The 16,266-nt window shown below is 59.4% G+C and carries 20 protein-coding genes; 14 read left to right on the top strand and 6 right to left on the bottom strand.

The annotated features are described in order from the left end of the window. Position 1: 1 nt before the first annotated feature. Both A3709_RS09145 and A3709_RS24980 read right to left on the bottom strand, forming a co-directional pair. The gene (locus A3709_RS09145) at positions 2–583 is read right to left on the bottom strand and encodes an SRPBCC family protein (protein ID WP_369795144.1); all 582 of its coding nucleotides are present in this window, start codon (positions 581–583) and stop codon (positions 2–4) included. A gap of 32 nt (positions 584–615) precedes the next feature. Further along, positions 616–897, bottom strand: coding sequence for a Rieske 2Fe-2S domain-containing protein (locus tag A3709_RS24980; RefSeq protein ID WP_369795143.1), 282 nt, complete (start codon positions 895–897; stop codon positions 616–618). Here A3709_RS24980 and A3709_RS24510 point away from each other — a divergent pair. The 3 genes from A3709_RS24510 to A3709_RS09135 all read left to right on the top strand — a co-directional run bounded on the left by A3709_RS24510 (position 847) and on the right by A3709_RS09135 (position 2,488). Then, positions 847–1,116 (top strand): hypothetical protein, encoded by a 270-nt coding sequence (locus tag A3709_RS24510; RefSeq protein ID WP_231871152.1) that lies wholly within the window; start codon positions 847–849, stop codon positions 1,114–1,116. The two genes, A3709_RS24980 and A3709_RS24510, sit on opposite strands and share 51 nt — an antisense overlap. A 77-nt stretch (positions 1,117–1,193) precedes the next feature. Continuing rightward, positions 1,194–1,322, top strand: coding sequence for a hypothetical protein (locus tag A3709_RS24820; RefSeq protein WP_255359732.1), 129 nt, complete (start codon positions 1,194–1,196; stop codon positions 1,320–1,322). A 101-nt stretch (positions 1,323–1,423) separates the two neighbouring features. Then, the gene (locus tag A3709_RS09135) at positions 1,424–2,488 is read left to right on the top strand and encodes a hypothetical protein (RefSeq protein ID WP_156507635.1); all 1,065 of its coding nucleotides are present in this window, start codon (positions 1,424–1,426) and stop codon (positions 2,486–2,488) included. 4 nt (positions 2,489–2,492) lie between these two features. Here the strand turns inward: A3709_RS09135 and A3709_RS09130 are convergent, their stop codons facing one another. The 3 genes from A3709_RS09130 to A3709_RS09120 form a co-directional block, all read right to left on the bottom strand. After that, complete coding sequence (locus A3709_RS09130; protein WP_066053354.1) at positions 2,493–3,095, bottom strand: LysE family translocator; 603 nt, start codon at positions 3,093–3,095, stop codon at positions 2,493–2,495. Positions 3,096–3,213: 118 nt separating this feature from the next. Continuing rightward, positions 3,214–3,543, bottom strand: coding sequence for a DUF1761 domain-containing protein (locus A3709_RS09125; protein WP_082850007.1), 330 nt, complete (start codon positions 3,541–3,543; stop codon positions 3,214–3,216). Between the two features lie 43 nt (positions 3,544–3,586). Next, entirely contained in the window at positions 3,587–3,802 is a 216-nt protein-coding gene (locus A3709_RS09120; RefSeq protein WP_066053351.1) for a DUF6316 family protein, read from the bottom strand. Between the two features lie 167 nt (positions 3,803–3,969). On the opposite strand from A3709_RS09120, the gene A3709_RS09115 reads away from it, so the two are divergent. The 9 genes from A3709_RS09115 (at position 3,970) to A3709_RS09075 (ending at position 12,863) form a co-directional block, all read left to right on the top strand. Continuing rightward, positions 3,970–4,584 (top strand): fumarylacetoacetate hydrolase family protein, encoded by a 615-nt coding sequence (locus A3709_RS09115; protein WP_066053348.1) that lies wholly within the window; start codon positions 3,970–3,972, stop codon positions 4,582–4,584. A gap of 132 nt (positions 4,585–4,716) precedes the next feature. Beyond that, a complete protein-coding gene (locus A3709_RS09110) occupies positions 4,717–5,889 on the top strand; it encodes an HD-GYP domain-containing protein (RefSeq protein ID WP_082850006.1) in 1,173 nt (390 codons plus the stop codon). Beyond that, positions 5,889–7,118 (top strand): EAL domain-containing protein, encoded by a 1,230-nt coding sequence (locus tag A3709_RS09105; protein WP_066053342.1) that lies wholly within the window; start codon positions 5,889–5,891, stop codon positions 7,116–7,118. Before A3709_RS09110 ends, A3709_RS09105 begins: the two co-directional genes overlap by 1 nt. Positions 7,119–7,197: 79 nt before the next feature. Beyond that, entirely contained in the window at positions 7,198–7,749 is a 552-nt protein-coding gene (locus A3709_RS09100; protein WP_066053340.1) for an HNH endonuclease, read from the top strand. Between the two features lie 102 nt (positions 7,750–7,851). Beyond that, positions 7,852–8,820 (top strand): MoxR family ATPase, encoded by a 969-nt coding sequence (locus tag A3709_RS09095; protein WP_066053337.1) that lies wholly within the window; start codon positions 7,852–7,854, stop codon positions 8,818–8,820. Between the two features lie 4 nt (positions 8,821–8,824). Beyond that, on the top strand, positions 8,825–9,754 hold the full coding sequence (locus tag A3709_RS09090) for a DUF58 domain-containing protein (RefSeq protein ID WP_231871151.1): 930 nt from the start codon (positions 8,825–8,827) through the stop codon (positions 9,752–9,754). Beyond that, positions 9,751–10,251: a DUF4381 domain-containing protein gene (locus tag A3709_RS09085; protein ID WP_066053331.1), complete on the top strand. Its 501-nt coding sequence runs from the start codon at positions 9,751–9,753 to the stop codon at positions 10,249–10,251. Before A3709_RS09090 ends, A3709_RS09085 begins: the two co-directional genes overlap by 4 nt. Beyond that, a complete protein-coding gene (locus A3709_RS09080) occupies positions 10,244–11,236 on the top strand; it encodes a VWA domain-containing protein (RefSeq protein ID WP_066053328.1) in 993 nt (330 codons plus the stop codon). Before A3709_RS09085 ends, A3709_RS09080 begins: the two co-directional genes overlap by 8 nt. Next, on the top strand, positions 11,226–12,863 hold the full coding sequence (locus A3709_RS09075; protein ID WP_066053325.1) for a VWA domain-containing protein: 1,638 nt from the start codon (positions 11,226–11,228) through the stop codon (positions 12,861–12,863). The genes A3709_RS09080 and A3709_RS09075 overlap by 11 nt, the downstream gene beginning before the upstream one ends. A 1,035-nt stretch (positions 12,864–13,898) precedes the next feature. Here the strand turns inward: A3709_RS09075 and gcvT are convergent. After that, positions 13,899–15,008, bottom strand: a complete 1,110-nt coding sequence (gene gcvT / locus A3709_RS09065) for a glycine cleavage system aminomethyltransferase GcvT (protein ID WP_066053320.1) — start codon at positions 15,006–15,008, stop codon at positions 13,899–13,901. A gap of 132 nt (positions 15,009–15,140) precedes the next feature. On the opposite strand from gcvT, the gene A3709_RS09060 reads away from it, so the two are divergent. Both A3709_RS09060 and A3709_RS09055 read left to right on the top strand, forming a co-directional pair. Then, positions 15,141–15,650 carry a shikimate kinase gene (locus tag A3709_RS09060; RefSeq protein ID WP_156507634.1) on the top strand — a complete coding sequence of 170 codons (510 nt, stop codon included), beginning with the start codon at positions 15,141–15,143 and terminating at the stop codon, positions 15,648–15,650. A gap of 294 nt (positions 15,651–15,944) precedes the next feature. Next, complete coding sequence (locus A3709_RS09055) at positions 15,945–16,166, top strand: PA3496 family putative envelope integrity protein (RefSeq protein WP_066053317.1); 222 nt, start codon at positions 15,945–15,947, stop codon at positions 16,164–16,166. Positions 16,167–16,266: the final 100 nt, after the last annotated feature.

Genomic DNA, 16,266 nt, shown 5'->3' with positions numbered 1-16,266 from the left:
ATTAACCAGCCTCTTGCAGCGCCTCGCGGATGTGTTGGTGAAACCACAATACCGGTGTCTCAAGGCCACCAATCGGCCACTCGCTGTCCGCACCAGAACGCGCCGTGCGCTGAATACTCTCGCAGGCCGCAATATCTTCTTCGGCGAACACCTGCTCATTGATAAGCCTGAAGCTCGTGTCCCAGTATCCTGCCTCCGGGTCGGCATCGCCGGGGATCAACATATCGTGGTGGACCTCACAGTGGTCGGTACCGTCGGGATAAACCGTAACCCTCGATACCCAGTCGGGGTGAAACACCAGCACGCTATTGGGGAACAGAGTGTAAAACGGCGTAGTCCAGGCGCGCAGATTCCACTGTGATTGCGGCAGTGCGCGGGCTTCGAGGATGGCCTTGCGCGCACCCACTGAGCGCGAATGGCGCCCGAGTTTGGCGAACACGGTGCCGTGTTCGAGAAAAAAAGGTTCCACAGAATCCTTGTGCAGGCTCTTCAGGTGGTAGCCCTCGCTAAACGCATCCACGACCAGCTTCCAATTGCAGTTGGCCCGGCGACGGTCACCGGTTCGTACCACATGTTCGGACATGCCGAAGAAATCCAGGTCCGCGGCTACTTCGCTCAGGCCCGCGTCCCAATTGATCTCCCCACCCCCCGGTTGCACCCAGACAAACCCCGCTCGCTCAACCAACGGCAGCTTGACCAGCGAATGCGCCTCCAACGCCAGGTCGGGAAAAGCGACCTGATTCGGCACATAAAGGGACACTTGAACGCACGGGCGCTGCCACAAGAGGCCGTGGTCAGGCGCGCGCCACGATGCCGGCAGGCGTTGATAAATGCATTGAGCCCGCCGTGACGATCTCGGTTGAGCAGCAGCGGCATAGTACCTACCTGTGCCGTCACGAAATCACCTGGATCTCGCAATTGACTCACGTGGGCAATCAGCAGGGGATATTGCCGGAACAAGACCGCGAGCTCACGCTCCAGCCGTTCAGCGCAGATGTAGTCGTTGACGCGCAATACACCGCTCTCACCGTGTTGGCTGCGCTCCTCCTCGATCAGGCCAAGCATCTGACTGAGCAAGGTCGTCGCCTGTTGCGGATTCATGGCGCACCTTATTGAGTATCACTTTAGAATATTCAATTATAGCTTAATTCTGAGCTGGCTATACTGCAGAAGTGGACTTTGAGGAGACCACCATGAACCACGATCCGATCAATACGCTTGAGCAACAGGTACTGGCCTCCGCCAGCCGTTGCACCAGCTGCGACTCGTCGCACAAACCACCGCAACCGTTGGATGATGGCAACGACAATCTGTTAGATTGACGCCAAGACCTGTTCAGCCAGATGCCCAAGATCCCAGAGACGACCCGTTGATCGCCTGTTTCCAACCAAAACCTGGCCAGTACCTGCGCCTTGGGACATTGTTGCTAGGAGCACTCCTGAGTGCCTGTACCACGCACGAACATCAGCCCTATCAACCGTCTACCAGCCCAACCCCGGTGAAGGTCTCGCTCGAAACAGGCTACTACGAATACCAGGCAGACACGCCGCAACCTGAAACCTACGCCCTTCCCTTCCAGCAACTCCCCGGGTACCACGTAAGCGGCCTGCGCTTTCCCTCCAGCGAGTTAAACGGACAGCCGGACAACATGGTTGACGCGCGCTACTATCGCTCTGCCAACAGCGGCAAAAAACCTCTGCTCATCGTGCTGCCCATCTGGGCCACCCACACCTTTCCCGCCACCGTGGTCTCAAACGGCTATGCAGTGCACAGTAAAGGGCAGGCCAATATCCTGTGGATGCAGGGAGACGGCGCCCTGTTCGACTGGTTCCACATCGCCGATATCCAGGACGAGGCAGAGTTCCGCCGCGAGGTCGATGCTGGTGCGGGGCGTTTTCGGGCGGTGGCCATCGACGTTCGTCGGCTGATCGACTGGGCGGCATCTCGTCCCGAAATCGACACCAACCGCATCGGCATTATCGGCTTCAGTATGAGTGCCCTGGTAGGGGCCAATGTGGCAGGCAACGACTCCCGGGTAAGTACTGCTGTGTACGTACTGGGAGGGGCCCGTCCCGGGGATATGATGGCCGAGTGCAACCTCGTGGTTGAGTATATGCGAGAGAGTGTGCAGGACACCCTGGGCTGGGATCAGGAGCAGTATCGCGCCTTCTTCAGCGAGGCACTGGCCGCCGGCGATCCCGCTCGCTGGCGAGGGCGATATCGCCCGGAGGGCACGCTCATCATTGAGAGCAGCCGCGACGACTGCATTCCCGCGGCCTCACGCGCCGCCTTGTTCACTGCGACCGGCGAACCCGAACGCATTGTCTATCCCTACAACCACTGGCAACCGTTTCTCTCGATGACCCCAGTGGGACGCAACGTGTTGACCCGCGATATCTTCGAGTTTCTCGACCGCAAACTGCTCTCGCCAGATACGCTGGACTACCGCGGCCCGCACCAGGTTACGTCCAGCGGCACCGCGCGCTGAACCCCTAGAGAAATACCGGATACAGCGAGACAACCAGCAGCAGGGCCATGGAGACGTTAAATGCCACCAGGCGCCGGCGGCTGGTCAGCACACGCTGCAATTGCAGCCCGGCCAGGGTCCACACAGAGATACAGGGCAGGTTAATCGCTCCGAACACCGCAGCAACCAGCAGCACCGCCAGCAGGCTCTGGTCGGGGGCGTAAACGCTCAAGGCTGTCAGCGCCATCGTCCACGCCTTGGGGTTAACCCATTGAAACAACACCGCCTGAACAAACGTCATGGGCGTTCCGGTGCTCTCCTCACTCTCCTCACCGGCCGGATTCGAGCTGGCGGTGGCGATCTTCCAGGCGAGGTACAGGAGATAGGCAATACTGCAGACCTTGAGCACATCGTAGCTGACGGGATAGGCGTCAAACAGTCCCAGCAGACCCAGACCCACCAACACCACCATACCCGTGAAACCCAGGGCCACGCCCGCCATATGCGGCAGCGTACGCGCGAGACCGAAGTTCGCCCCGGAAGCCATTAACATAAGGTTATTCGGCCCAGGCGTAATAGAACTGACAAAGGAAAACATCGCCAGGCCCGCAAAGAGTTCATAAGACATGGGGCGATTATGCGTTAATCAACTCCGCTTGTCTGGTGCGCAGGAATGTTTATCCAAAGGCGCCAAGAATCGCGCCCATCAGGGCAAACTGGGCCACATTGTAGCCGGCGCCTATACCCTAGAGTCCGCGCGGGTTGCGTGAAAACAGGTAGTTGATACCGAAAGCCGAGGCCACAAAGAACACCCCGATAAACGCGCCGCTCGCGACACCTCCGACTACACCACCGTCAGCGGGCATAAACGCTGCCAGCGCGGCGGCCTGCACCAGCGTAAACACAAAGGCACTGCCCATAATCACCGCCGGATGCCCGGAATTTTGAATGTCTTCGTCCGACAGGCCCACAAGGGCCTGCCAACGCTTGCCAAAGACAGGGCCGTTCCAGATACCGCCGCCACGACGACAGCAATCCAATCGACTGAAGAGAAATCCATTGGGCTCACCTGTCATGTGTATTGTGCTATCAGCGTGGCACAGGCGAGCAATACGGGGATTAGCTGACCTTGAGCTGGTCGTATTCCCGGGAAAGGTACTTTTGCTGCTGCACGCGGATATACATGTCGAGCTGGATCAGCGCATCATGCTTGCACGCAAAGGGCCCCTCAATGGTGCCTTCGCGAGTATGGAAATACCATTTATCGCCCTCGAGAATCATGCGCTCGGAGCGGAAAAAAGAACGTCCATCTGTGTCGGTACTGCGGTTATTCATTGTCGCTGTCCATGGATTGGCCTGCCGGTGCTGGCAGAACGGCCGGAGCAGGCCCGTATTATGCGCCCTGCAACGCCGCGTATCCAGCATTATCGGCCAGTTGTGAGGCGACTTTAGTCCCCCGGAGGTTATAATTTCTATGACCACTGATTGGGGTATTTTCGCTCGTGAATTCTGTTTCCTGCCAGGGGCGCCAGATAACGCCCTCCAAGATCGTCTGCATCGGCCGCAACTACGTGGCCCACATTGAGGAACTCGGCAACGAGATTCCCGATGACATGGTGGTGTTCCTTAAACCCAATTCCGCCATCGGCAACACGCTGCACAGCGTTCGCGACGGCGAGCCACTCCACTATGAGGGCGAGATTGCACTTCTGGTAGAAAACGGCAGTTTCAGTGCTGCAGGCTTTGGCCTGGATCTCACCAAACGGCGCCTCCAGGGCACCCTGAAACAGGCCGGCCTGCCCTGGGAAAGGGCCAAGGCATTCGATGGCGCCGCACTGTTCAGTGAATTCGTTCCACTCCCGGGCGAGGTCGATGACCTGGCACTCGAACTGGATATCAACGGCTCACTGCGCCAGACCGGTCACTGTGGATTGATGATGTATCCACCGGCAACCATTCTTTCTCAACTGCGCTCTTTCATGACGCTCGAAGATGGCGACATTGTCATGACCGGCACCCCGGCAGGCGTCGGCGAAGTAGAAGCGGGAAGCCAATTTACCGGTCGTATCCTCCACGGCGACAACACCCTGACCAGCCAGTTCTGGGAGGCGATGTAATGAAAACGAGAACTGGCTCACAGAATCGCTACTCAATTGACTACTAATTGCTAATTTGTCCGATTTTTAATCGACTTGCAGGAATTCGGCCAATAGCCTGAATTGCCTTATAAAAACGCACGGAGTGCGACAATGCGTCTAGTGAAGATGCCAGCAATGAGCCTACAGCCGGGGATGTTTGTCGCCGAGCTGGATCGGCCGTGGCTGGAGACACCGTTTTCACTGCAGGGCTTTGTCATCCAGAACACCTCCGAGGTCCTTTACGTTTCCAAATACGTCGATCACGTGTATGTCGACGCCGAGTACAAGGGCCGCCCGGTGTTCCTGAACCTCACCCTGGAGCCCACCGCCGACCAGGGCAAAAAGCGCCTGGAAATAAAAGAAGACATTGCCCACGCGAGAATCTGCTTCGACAACGCCGCCAATACCCTCGACAAGGTTTACGATTCACTGCGCAGTGGTCGCAACGGCGACTTTGAGGCAGTGCAGGAATCGATTACGCCGCTCATCGAAAGCGTCTTCAATAACAAGGAAGCGGTAGCGGCGCTGCTGCGACTGCGCGAGAGCGACGACTATCGCTATCACCATGGCATTTCCATGGCTGTCTGGGCCGCCATTCTCGGCCGTCAGATCGGCCTGCACCAGGACGAGTTGGAGACCCTGGCCCTGGGCTGTGCCATGTGCGATGTGGGCATGACCCAATTGCCGGGCGATTTACTCAGCCAGCCCCAGGCCCTCACTGACCAGCAGCTGCGCATTATTCGCGCCCACCCCAAGATGGGGGCAGAGCTTGTCGCCCAGAATAAAAACGTCAATATCGAAGTGCTGGCGATTATCGAGAATCACCATGAGCGCGCCGATGGATCAGGCTATCCCAGAGGCATGGATGGCACGTCCATCCCGGTGCTGGCGCGTATCGCCGGTCTTGTAGATGCCTATGACGCCATGATTACACCGCGACCCTATGCACCGGCACGCACCTCCCACGAAGCCATCCAGGAACTCATGGATGGCAAGGGCACGCTGTTCCAGGAATCGCTGGTAGAACAGTTCATCCAGGCCATTGGTCTGTTCCCCACGGGCACGCTGGTAGAGCTGAATTCCGGCGAGGTGGGGATTGTCACCCGCCAGAACGAAACCCGTCGCCTAAAACCAGAGATCATTATTGTGCTCGACGAGCAGCAACAGGAGCGCGACCCCTGTATCGTCGATCTGAGCATGCAGGACAGCAGCAACGAACGCTGGATTGCCCGCGAACTGTTGCCCGGCAGCTACGGCGTCGACAGTGAGGAGTACTTCATCTAATGCCCCGGCGCGGCAACATGATTGGTTTGGTCGAACTCGCAGATGCCGATACCCTGCGCGACCGACACGGTCACGCCTCATTCCAGGAACTCAAGGAGGTATTCCGCAAGCGCCTGCAAGGCTGGGTCCGGGCCAAGGATGAGTGCAATCAACTCGAGGACGGCCGCTACTACGTGGAGCTCAAAGGCGTGGGCAGCCGCGGCGAACTCGAGCTCGCCACGGCCAAACTGCAACGCATCTTCCAGGAACCCCACTACCAGTTCGGCCGCCCGGTCAGACTCGAGTTTACCGCCGGTTTCACCCAGGTAACGGGCGTGGACATTAATCGCAAGAGCGCCATGCACGAGGCGGGGGTGGCGCTGCGTCAGGCGCGCAGCAGTTCGCGCCCCTACGACCTCTACCAACCCCAGCAGGAAATGGATCCGGATGCGGAGCGCAAACTGGTCCGCAAGCTGGAGAACGCTCTGGAAATCGGTGAACTACAGCTTCACTACCAGCCCAAGGTACACGCCAAGTATCACTCTCTCATGGGTGCCGAGGCTCTGCTGCGCTGGCACACCAGTGACAAACTCATCGGCCCGAACAAGTTCATCCAGATCGCCGAGCGCCACGAGGTGATCACCCACATTACCTGGTTTGCCATCAAGTCAGCGGTGGCGCGCCTCGCGCGCTGGCCGGAAGAGCTCAGCATCGCTGTTAATGTCGCACCCAACCTGCTGCTCAATGACCAGATTCTCTCCGTAGTCCACGATGCGCTGGATATTTACGGCGTCACTCCGGGAAGACTCACCATTGAGGTGACCGAGCGAGTCATGATTGACGAGCCCCAGGTGATGCTGCAGCAACTGGGCCGGCTGCGGAAACTCGGGGTAAAAATTTCCCTCGACGATTTCGGTACAGGCTTCTCATCACTATCCTACTTTCGCGACCTGCCCGTTGACGAAATCAAGATCGACAAGAGCTTTGTCAGCATGATGGTTGAGTCGGAAAAAGACCTGGCTATTGTGAAAGCCGTTATTGGCCTCGCCCACAACTTCTCCATGCGCGTGGTTGCCGAAGGTGTAGAGACCATGGACATTGCCAGACAGCTGTCGGATCTCGGCTGCGATGTATTGCAGGGCTATGTGTTCGATAAACCCCTGCCGGTGGAAGTCTTCGAACTCGACTACGGGCTGGCCCGTGACGCATCCGGGCGTCTGCGATCAAAGCCGCCCTCCTCGCTCAACTGAGCAAGCACACCGCAAAATTCGCGATTGTTATCTTCATGCTTTTGCAGTAGCTTGATAGCAGGTCTGCGAGTGAGAGCTCATGCAATCGATCCTGCGACTGGACGTAGCGGGTCAGCCGAGAGGCTGGATCAGCGCACAAGAGGCAGTTTCTGCCTATGCCAGAGGCGATGTTATTTGGGGCATCGGGGATCCCCTCCCCCCGGTATTTGGTGGCATTCAGCGGCTCACCGGTCTGCGCTCCAGAATCGACCTGCAACCCATTATTGCCCTGCAGGGCAGAGTACTCCGCAGCTTCAGCCCCCCCCTGTGTAATCGCACCCTGTTCCGCCGGGACGACTATCGCTGCCTGTACTGTGGTCAGCAACATACCCGTGGCGAGCTCACCCGCGACCACGTAATGCCCACTTCGCGGGGCGGCCTGGATCGCTGGGAAAACGTGGTCGCCGCCTGTCGTCGCTGCAACTGGCAGAAAGACAACATGACACCAGAAGAAGCCGACATGCCACTGCTGGCGGTGCCATTCAGACCCAATTCATTTGAGTGGCACTTCCTGGCCAAGGAGCGCATCCTGGCGGACCAGATGGAATACCTTTCCCGGCAGTTCAACGCAGAGCGGGACTGGGCGAACTAGCACCGCCGACGCTGCAATCAGTTTTCGTGCCGCTGAGGCCTGCACCACCCAGAGTGCTTGGCTATACTCTACGACAGCCCGCCAGTAGTAGAAGGAATCCCCTTGTCCAGCGAACACTTAAGCGCAGTAAACTCGATGATGGAGCAAATGGCCCGCTCGGTCATAGGCCAGGATGAAGTAGTGCGCACGCTGACGCTGGCCCTGCTATGCAATGGCAACGTCTTGCTGGAGGGCCTGCCAGGCACCGCCAAAACCCGCTCCATTAAAACCCTGTCGCAAGTGCTCGAAGCTCGCCTGGGCCGCATTCAGTTCACTCCCGATCTGCTGCCCTCAGACGTCACCGGCAACGAGGTTTATCAGGATAACCAGGGCGTATCGGAACTGATTTTCCAGGAGGGCCCAATCTTCAACGAGCTGGTACTGGCTGATGAAATCAATCGCGCCCCAGCCAAGGTCCAGGCCGCGCTTCTGGAAGCCATGGAAGAGCGACAGGTCACCGTGGCCGGTAAAACTTACCCGCTTCCAGAACTATTCATGGTACTGGCCACCCAGAACCCCATCGAGCAAGAAGGCACCTACCCGCTGCCGGAAGCGCAAATGGACCGTTTCCTGATGAAAATCGCGGTGAATTATCCCGACACCGAGGCAGAGCTTGCGATTGTGCGTATGCTCCAGGAAGAGGAGGCGCAAGCCGGCACTGAGTTCACGGTCATTGCCCAGCAACATATTTTCGCCGCGCGCGACACTATTGGCGCAATGCAGATATCGCCTCCCGTAGAGCAATACCTGGTTGATCTGGTCATGGCGACGCGTCAACCGGAAGCCTTTGGTAACAAACTGTCTGGCTGGATAGATACCGGCTCCAGCCCGAGAGCTACCATCGCCCTGCATCGCACTTCCCGGGCCAGTGCCTGGCTTGATGGCCGCGATCACGTCACCCCCGCCGATGTTCGCTCCGTCGCCCACGCCGTGCTACGCCACCGTCTCATCCTCAGCTACGACGCCATGGCCGACCGGGTCAGCGCAGACACAGTGATCGACGAGATCATAGCCCAGGTCGCTGTTGGCTGACGCTGTGTCTGAAGACGGTATTTACACCAACCTGCAAGCCCTCGTTCGCCTGCGTTATACCGCCGGCGGCTTTAGCTACCTGCCAAAGCAGCCGGTGCGCTCACTGCTGGCGGGCCGCAAGCGCAGCAAGCTGCGCGGCCGCGGGCTGGACTTCGATGAACTGCGTCACTACCGGCCCGGAGACGATATCCGCACCATGGACTGGCGGGTCACCAACCGCACCGGCAAACCCCACGTGCGGGTATATACCGAGGAACGGGACCGGCCGGTGGTCGTAGTGGTCGACCAGCGAATGCCGATGTTCTTTGGCAGTACCCGGAAAATGAAGTCAGTGGTGGCCGCCGAAGCCGCTGCCATTACCGCCTGGCGCGTGCTGGGCGTCGGCGACCGGATTGGCGCCATTATGTTCAACGACGAGCGTGTACTCGACATACGCCCATCCCGCAGCGAAAAAAAGGTCATGGCATGGCTGGGCGACCTGGAAGACATGAATCGCCAGTTGTCAGTCAATTCCGGCACCGTCGCGCGACCCGATGCCCTGGCCCAGGCACTGGAAGCCACCCAGCGAATGACCAGCCACGACTACCTGGTTATTCTGGTCTCCGATTTTTTTGGCTGGAACGACCAGTCACTGCAGAATATCCGCCGTATTGGCGAGCACAACGACATCATCTGCACCATGATTTACGACCCCCTGGAGCGCGATATCTCCCGGGCAGATCAACTGGTGGTCAGCGATGGCCGCTATCAGTTGGAGATCAATCCCGACAAAGAAGGCCTGGGGCAGCGCTTTGAGGATCAGTTCAAAAGCAACTTTGCCACAGTACAGGCGGCGCTTATGCGCCACGAGGTACCCGTCATCCAACTGCATACCGATGCAGACACTGCGTCTCAGCTGCGCCAACAACTGGGTGGCGAGAGGCCGCTGCAGTGAGCTTGCCAGACCTTCCAGACATATTTGGCAACTACGTTCTGGGCGAGGACTTCAACGAGGTCGTCTCCCCCGAGGCGGTCAACTGGCTGCTGCAGACGCCCGGTTGGTACGTGGTCGGTGCAATAGCGCTTGCCTATGCTGCGCGTTACAGCTGGCGGCGGCTGCGTTACTGGTATCGTAACCGCTATCGCAAGGAAGCCCGGCAGAAGCTCGCAAACCTCGAGCACAATGGTGCGGCAGTCGCAGCAATTAATCAGGTCCTCAAGCTTTCAGCGCTGGCCGCTTTCCCCCGGGAAGAGGTGGCGCGCCTATCGGGAACGCCCTGGGTCGACTTCCTCAACAGCCGCTGTGAAGCGCCAGTGTTTGATTCTGAGCAAGCCCAATTACTGGCGGAAGCGGTGTACACCGATCGTCAGCTGGACGCGCGCGTCAGCAACGATCTTATCGCCGCCAGCCAGGCGTGGCTCAATCTACACAGGAATCGCTACGGTGATTGAACTCGCACTGCCCTGGGCGCTGCTGTTGTTGCCGCTGCCGGTTCTGATGCGCCTGCTGCCGGCGTACAAGGAAAGCCGCGATTCCGTCAAAGTACCGTTCTTCGATCAACTTGTGGCCGTCAGCGAACAACGCCCTGAAGAGGGCGCCCGAATTCTGCGCCGCGATCGCGTGCAAAAAATTCTCGTCGCCTTTACCTGGCTATGCCTGGTACTTGCGGCCACCAAACCGCAGTGGATTGGCGCGCCGATTGAGCAACAGAAATCAGGCCGCGACCTGATGGTGGCAGTGGACTTGTCGGGCTCTATGGAAGCCCGCGATTTTGCGCTACCGGACGGCACCACGCTGAACCGCCTGGAAGCGGTGAAAATTGTCCTCGATGAACTGGCCAGTCAGCGCTCCTCCGATCGGCTGGGACTGATCGTGTTCGGCGCCGCCGCCTATCTACAGACACCGTTCACCGATGACCACGAAGTATGGCAACAACTTCTGGGGGAGACGGAAATTGGTATGGCTGGGCCCAGTACGGTGTTTGGGGATGCGATTGGTCTAGCCATAAAGCTCTTTCGTGAAAGCACTTCCGACAGCCGTGTGCTGATCATGCTCACTGACGGCAATGATACCGGGAGTACGGTACCACCTGTGGATGCGGCCAAGGTCGCCGCGGCCAATAACATTCGCATCTACACCATCGCCATTGGCGACCCGACGACCGTAGGTGAGGACGCGCTGGATACACAGACCATCGAGCGAGTCAGCGAACTCACTAGGGGCCGCAGCTTCCAGGCCCTGGACCAGGCGCAGATGCGCGAGGCCTACGCCACCATTGCGAGCATGGAACCGGAACTCTACGAAAGTGTTTCGTTCCGCCCTCGCCAGAACCTGCACTGGGTACCAGTGGCCGTCGCTGTCATTGCGTTCATCTGCTACCACTTGTTCATGGCGGCCTGGACATGGCGTCAGGGGAGGCTGCGCCGTGCTGCCTGACCTGACCTACTTCCACTTTCTGCGACCCTGGTGGCTGCTGGTATTGCTGGTATGGGTAGCGCTGGCGGTAGTCATGCGGCTACGCAAGGACCAGGGCGACATGTTCAAAGGTATTATCGCGCCCCACCTGCTGGAACATCTGCGACTGGAAAAGCGTGATTCGCGCTGGCTGAATCCTTCCTCGTTCGGAATCGTATTTGCCGTCGTGACGGCTATTGTCCTGGCCGGGCCCAGCTGGCGACAACAGCCCTCACCGCTATCCGAAGACAAATCCGCTCTGGTAGTACTGCTGGATGCATCGTCATCAATGACACAGCAGGATATCCAGCCTTCGCGACTGGTCAGGGCCCGCCACAAGGCCTCTGACCTGCTCGCACTGCGGCCGGACAAGCGCTCCGCGCTGATCGCCTACGCGGGCTCCGCACACACAGTACTTCCACTGACCGCCGACCAGGATATTCTGAATCAGTACCTGCAGGCGATAAAACCCGTGATGATGCCGCGCCAGGGGAAATTCCCCGAGTACGCGCTGCCGCTGATCGACGAAATTCTGCGCGACACAACCGCCCCGGCCACGGTCGTGCTTCTCAGCGATGGCGCTGGCGCTGACTCAATCGCGGCGTTCAGCGCTTACTTTGCCGACAAACCCCACCAGTTCATTGTGCTGGGCATCGGCACGAACAGCGACGACGACGGACTGGTGCCTCTGGACGAATGGGCGCTCAAATCCCTGGCCGATTCAGCCGGAGGCCACTATGTTGATCTGACCATCGACAACAGCGACGTGCGCGCCATCGAACGGCGTATTGAATCGCACTATGTCATCATTGACGACGATGCGCTGCCCTGGCTGGACAGCGGTTACCCGCTGGTGTTTGTCTGCCTGACCTTGTTTCTCATGTGGTTCCGCAAGGGCTGGACACTCAGCTGGAGCTGGCTGCTGGTTCCGCTGCTGCTTACTGGCTCACCCCAGCCCGCGCTCGCCCAGGAAGACGGCGACGCAGAAATCCAGGAACAGGCGCACACGCCTGTGGTCGTGCAGTGGTTAGCGGACCTCTGGTTCACGCCCGATCAACAGGGTCGCCTGCTACTCCAATTCGGCGACTATCGCGCCGCCGCCCGGCATTTTGCCGACCCCATGTGGAAAGGCATCGCCTACTACTACAACGAGGATTTTATGCAGGCGGCCGAGTATTTCTCGCGCTCTGACAGCGATGACGCCCTGTTCAACGAAGCCAATGCCCGCAGTCACGCGCGGGATTTCCTGCGCGCCGTAAAGCGATACGACGAGTTGCTGGCACGCACCCCGGACTATCCCGGCGCCCAGGCCAATCGGGACAAAGTGCAGACGATCATCGACGACATCAATCGCATGAGCGAGGCGCAAATGCAGGAACAGGGTGTCGGCACGGAAGATAAGCAAATGGGGGGTGATGACGCGATTCCCGCCGATGGTGCGGAAGTCCTCAGCTTCGAGCAGGTCAAACTGAAACAGTACACCGCCGAGGAAATACTCGGCAGTGAAGCCACCCGCGATATGTGGCTGCGCGGGGTACAGAAGGATCCTTCAAACTTCCTGGCGGTCAAGTTCAATATGCAGTTGCAGCAGCGGGAGCCCGCGCCGTGAGGGCCGGGCTGATTCTGCTGTGCGTGAGCCTGCTGCTGCCACCGGCGGTAAGCGCAGAGAGCCCACTGCAGCCATTGCTGGAGGCGGGCCAGCTTACGATCGACAGCAGCATGACGCCCGCCACCGGCGTAGTGCCGGGAGAGCGGGCCCTGTTGCATATCCAGATCGGCACCGGCACCTGGTTTACCGGCGGTGCTCGTATACGCCTACCGGAGGTGCCCGGTCTGGTGATCCTGCAAACCGAGGAGNTTGCCGCCAACTCTTCGGAGCGTCGCGATGGTCAAACCTGGGTCATGCAGCGCTGGACCATTGACGTTTATCCACAACAGGCCGGCCTCTTCACTATTGGGCCGATTGAAGTCACGCTGAAGGTCAACGGGGGCGAGCTGGGCAATCTGGAAGGACCCGCGCTTGCACCAGCCACGGAGCTCGAAGTCATCGTTCCTGAGGCACTTGCGAACACGCCCTTTTGGGTGGCCGCACCCGAGTTCAGCGCACGCCAGTCCCTCGACCGAGAGACCGACGCCCTGACTCCGGGCGATGCCTTTGAACGACGAGTGGAGTTTCGTGCCAGTGATGTTCAGGCCATGATGCTTCCCACACTGCGCCAGAGCGATACGCCCGGCCTCGCAGCCTATCCCGGCACACCGAACCTGGAAAACCGGATGAATCGCGGCCAGTCAAAGGCCTCCCGGATAGAGACCGTCAGCTACGTGGCCGAACAACCGGGGGACTATCTGCTCCCTGCAGAGGACTTTTTCTGGTGGAATACCAAGACCAACACCCTGGAGGTCATCACGGTTCCGGCCGTCCAGATCCATGTCGAAGGCGACATGAATCAGCAGCCAGCAACCAACAATGCACTGCGCAGTGTTCAATGGATGGGTATAGGTGGACTGGTGGCCCTGGGCTTCATCGCCGCCGGCTTGTTGCGCTACCGGCCCTGGCGCTGGCTGGCCAAGCCAATAGCCGATGCGCGACGGGGCCTGGTGGCGCTGCGTCAGCCCGGGCTGCCCTCTCAACTCAATCCGGGCACTAGCCGCGGTGGTAGCGCTGCGGACAGAAAGGCATCTTAGTCACGGTCACCGGCACCTGCTTGCCGCGAACCTCAACTGCCAGGGCTGTACCCGGCTCTCCCAGGTCGCGCTCAATAAACGCCATGGCAATGGGGCCACCGTAGCTGGCGCCAAAGGCTGCGGAGCAGACCTCTCCCACCTTATGACCGCTCTGATCGACCACCGGCTGACCTTCTCGAACGGGTCGCTTGCCGTCAACAGCCAGGCCAACCCGACGCAACGCCGGCTTGTTTTGCATACGATTGAAAATCACATCCGCACCCGGAAAGCCTCCGGGGCGTGCGCCATCAGGGCGACGCACCTTGCTGATAGACCACAGCAGGCCCGCCTGCACAGGATCGATCTCGGTGCTGAGTTCATGGCCGTACAGACACAACCCCGCTTCCAAGCGCAGTGAATCCCGGGCGCCAAGTCCAATCGGCTCAACCTGGGTAAACGCCAATAGGCGACGAGCCAGAACATCGGCTGCCGCTGCGGGGACTGAAATTTCGAATCCATCCTCGCCGGTATAACCGGAGCAGGTGATGTAGACCTCGACCCCATCGATTTGCGCGCGACAACCTTGCATGAACACCAGCTCCGCAGCGGCCGGACATAGCTCAGCCATTACTTCGCGAGCGGCAGGTCCCTGCAGTGCCAACAGGGCCTGGTCAGTCAGCACTTCCAGCGTCTGACCGGCAAGATGGGCCTGTAGGTGCTCGATATCCTGCGCCTTGCAGGCAGCATTGACCACCAGGAAGAACCGGTCTTCGGCCCAGCGGGTAATAATCAAATCGTCGAGCACGCCGCCCTGCTCATTGGTAAACAGCGCGTAGGTCTGGCCGTCGACGGCCAGCCCTTCAATATCCACCGGCACCAGGGACTCGAGCATCGCAGCTGTGCCAGAGCCCGTGATGATCACCTGCCCCATATGCGAGACATCAAACAGTCCGGCCGCAGCCCGGGTATGCAAATGCTCCTTGATGATGCCCGAGGGATACTGCACGGGCATATCATAGCCAGCAAAAGGCACCATCTTGGCACCGAGTTCGCGGTGCAATCCATCCAGGGGTGTGGTCAGCAGGCTCATGGTCAGGCTCCGCGTATAAGAGAAGAAGCCGGCACTCTACCCACAGCCCGGTGCCGGTGCAACTGCTGTCCGACTGGCGAGCCAGGCGAGGTTCGGGGATAATGCGCGCCCCCGAATTACCAGGACTGGCCCGTGTACAAATTCAATACCGTCAATCTGATTGGCATGCCCGGTGCGGGCAAAAGTACCGTTGGCGTGATTCTGGCCAAGCAAACCGGCCTGCGCTTTGTCGACACCGATCTCGACATCCAGGTCCGCGAGAACGCCACGCTGCAGGAAATCGTCGACAGCGAGGGTTATCTGCGCCTGCGCGAGATCGAGCACGATGTGCTCATGGAACTGGACCTGGACCACGCGCTGATATCTACAGGTGGCAGCGTGGTCTACAGCGAAGATGCCATGGCGCGCCTCGCCGCTGCCGGTCCCATTGTCTATCTGCAGGCCGACCTGGCAACGCTGGAAGCGCGGGTGGCTGCCGCGCCACCGCGGGGCATTGCCAGTGACAGCGACGACGGGTTTGCCGGTGTCTATACGGAGCGGACCCCGCTTTACGAGCGCTACAGCGACATCACGATCAACGCCACCGCGGGGACGGCAGATCAGGTGGCCGCCGCCATTCTCGCGCAGCTGGAACAGCTGTAATGGACATGTCCGGACAGCACCTGGAGCCCACTATCCTTCGATTTACCGAGTCTGCCGCTGGCACGGCCTTTGCAAATTAACTGTCGAGGCGGCCCGCATCTCTGCATTAATGGGCACCCGGCGACAAGGACGTCAACGGAGCGCAGAGAACACCATGGAGGGTGGCGGGCCGCCCGACAGCTACCGGCAAAAAGTTAGTATTCCCAACGTCGATATTTTTTGCTTAACTCCGCCTTGAGGCATGCTCAAACGAGCTGGCCCTTGGTTTTTGTGTAAATCATCGGGAGGTGATTTATGGGAGAGCGCAACCAGGAACCGAATACTTCGGAACCCCTGGAGGATATGTTCGAACCCGGCCTGGGCGACATGTCCGACGAGGACCTGGCCGAACTGGCCCCGCTGGCCTCGGACAAGCAACGCCTGGCGGAGAAACGCCGCCGCGCTGAGCAACGTCTGGAAGAGAAACGCCTGCGGGACGAGTTGGGTTACTACGATCTGGAGTTGGACGACTTCTAGTCGGCGCAAGCCACTAAAGTTTCGCTGACTGTGGGCGCAGGCACGGCCGCCACGGGGCAACCGGTGGTGACAGGGTCGGCTTCGCAGCTTTCAAACCCCA

Source organism: Halioglobus sp. HI00S01, assembly GCF_001635445.1.
GTDB lineage: Bacteria > Pseudomonadota > Gammaproteobacteria > Pseudomonadales > Halieaceae > Halioglobus > Halioglobus japonicus.
This window is presented reverse-complemented; position numbering and strand designations above follow the sequence as displayed.

Bases quoted from the DNA above. Each gene is read 5' to 3' on its own strand.
- A3709_RS24820 (WP_255359732.1), top strand. From the start codon at position 1,194: ATGAACCACGATCCGATCAATACGCTTGAGCAACAGGTACTGGCCTCC.
- A3709_RS09120 (WP_066053351.1), bottom strand. From the start codon at position 3,802: ATGAATAACCGCAGTACCGACACAGATGGACGTTCTTTTTTCCGCTCC.
- A3709_RS09110 (WP_082850006.1), top strand. From the start codon at position 4,717: ATGCGTCTAGTGAAGATGCCAGCAATGAGCCTACAGCCGGGGATGTTT.
- A3709_RS09130 (WP_066053354.1), bottom strand. From the start codon at position 3,095: ATGTCTTATGAACTCTTTGCGGGCCTGGCGATGTTTTCCTTTGTCAGT.
- A3709_RS09055 (WP_066053317.1), top strand. From the start codon at position 15,945: ATGGGAGAGCGCAACCAGGAACCGAATACTTCGGAACCCCTGGAGGAT.
- A3709_RS09145 (WP_369795144.1), bottom strand. From the start codon at position 583: ATGTCCGAACATGTGGTACGAACCGGTGACCGTCGCCGGGCCAACTGC.
- A3709_RS09100 (WP_066053340.1), top strand. From the start codon at position 7,198: ATGCAATCGATCCTGCGACTGGACGTAGCGGGTCAGCCGAGAGGCTGG.
- gcvT (WP_066053320.1), bottom strand. From the start codon at position 15,008: ATGAGCCTGCTGACCACACCCCTGGATGGATTGCACCGCGAACTCGGT.
- A3709_RS09125 (WP_082850007.1), bottom strand. From the start codon at position 3,543: ATGACAGGTGAGCCCAATGGATTTCTCTTCAGTCGATTGGATTGCTGT.
- A3709_RS09105 (WP_066053342.1), top strand. From the start codon at position 5,889: ATGCCCCGGCGCGGCAACATGATTGGTTTGGTCGAACTCGCAGATGCC.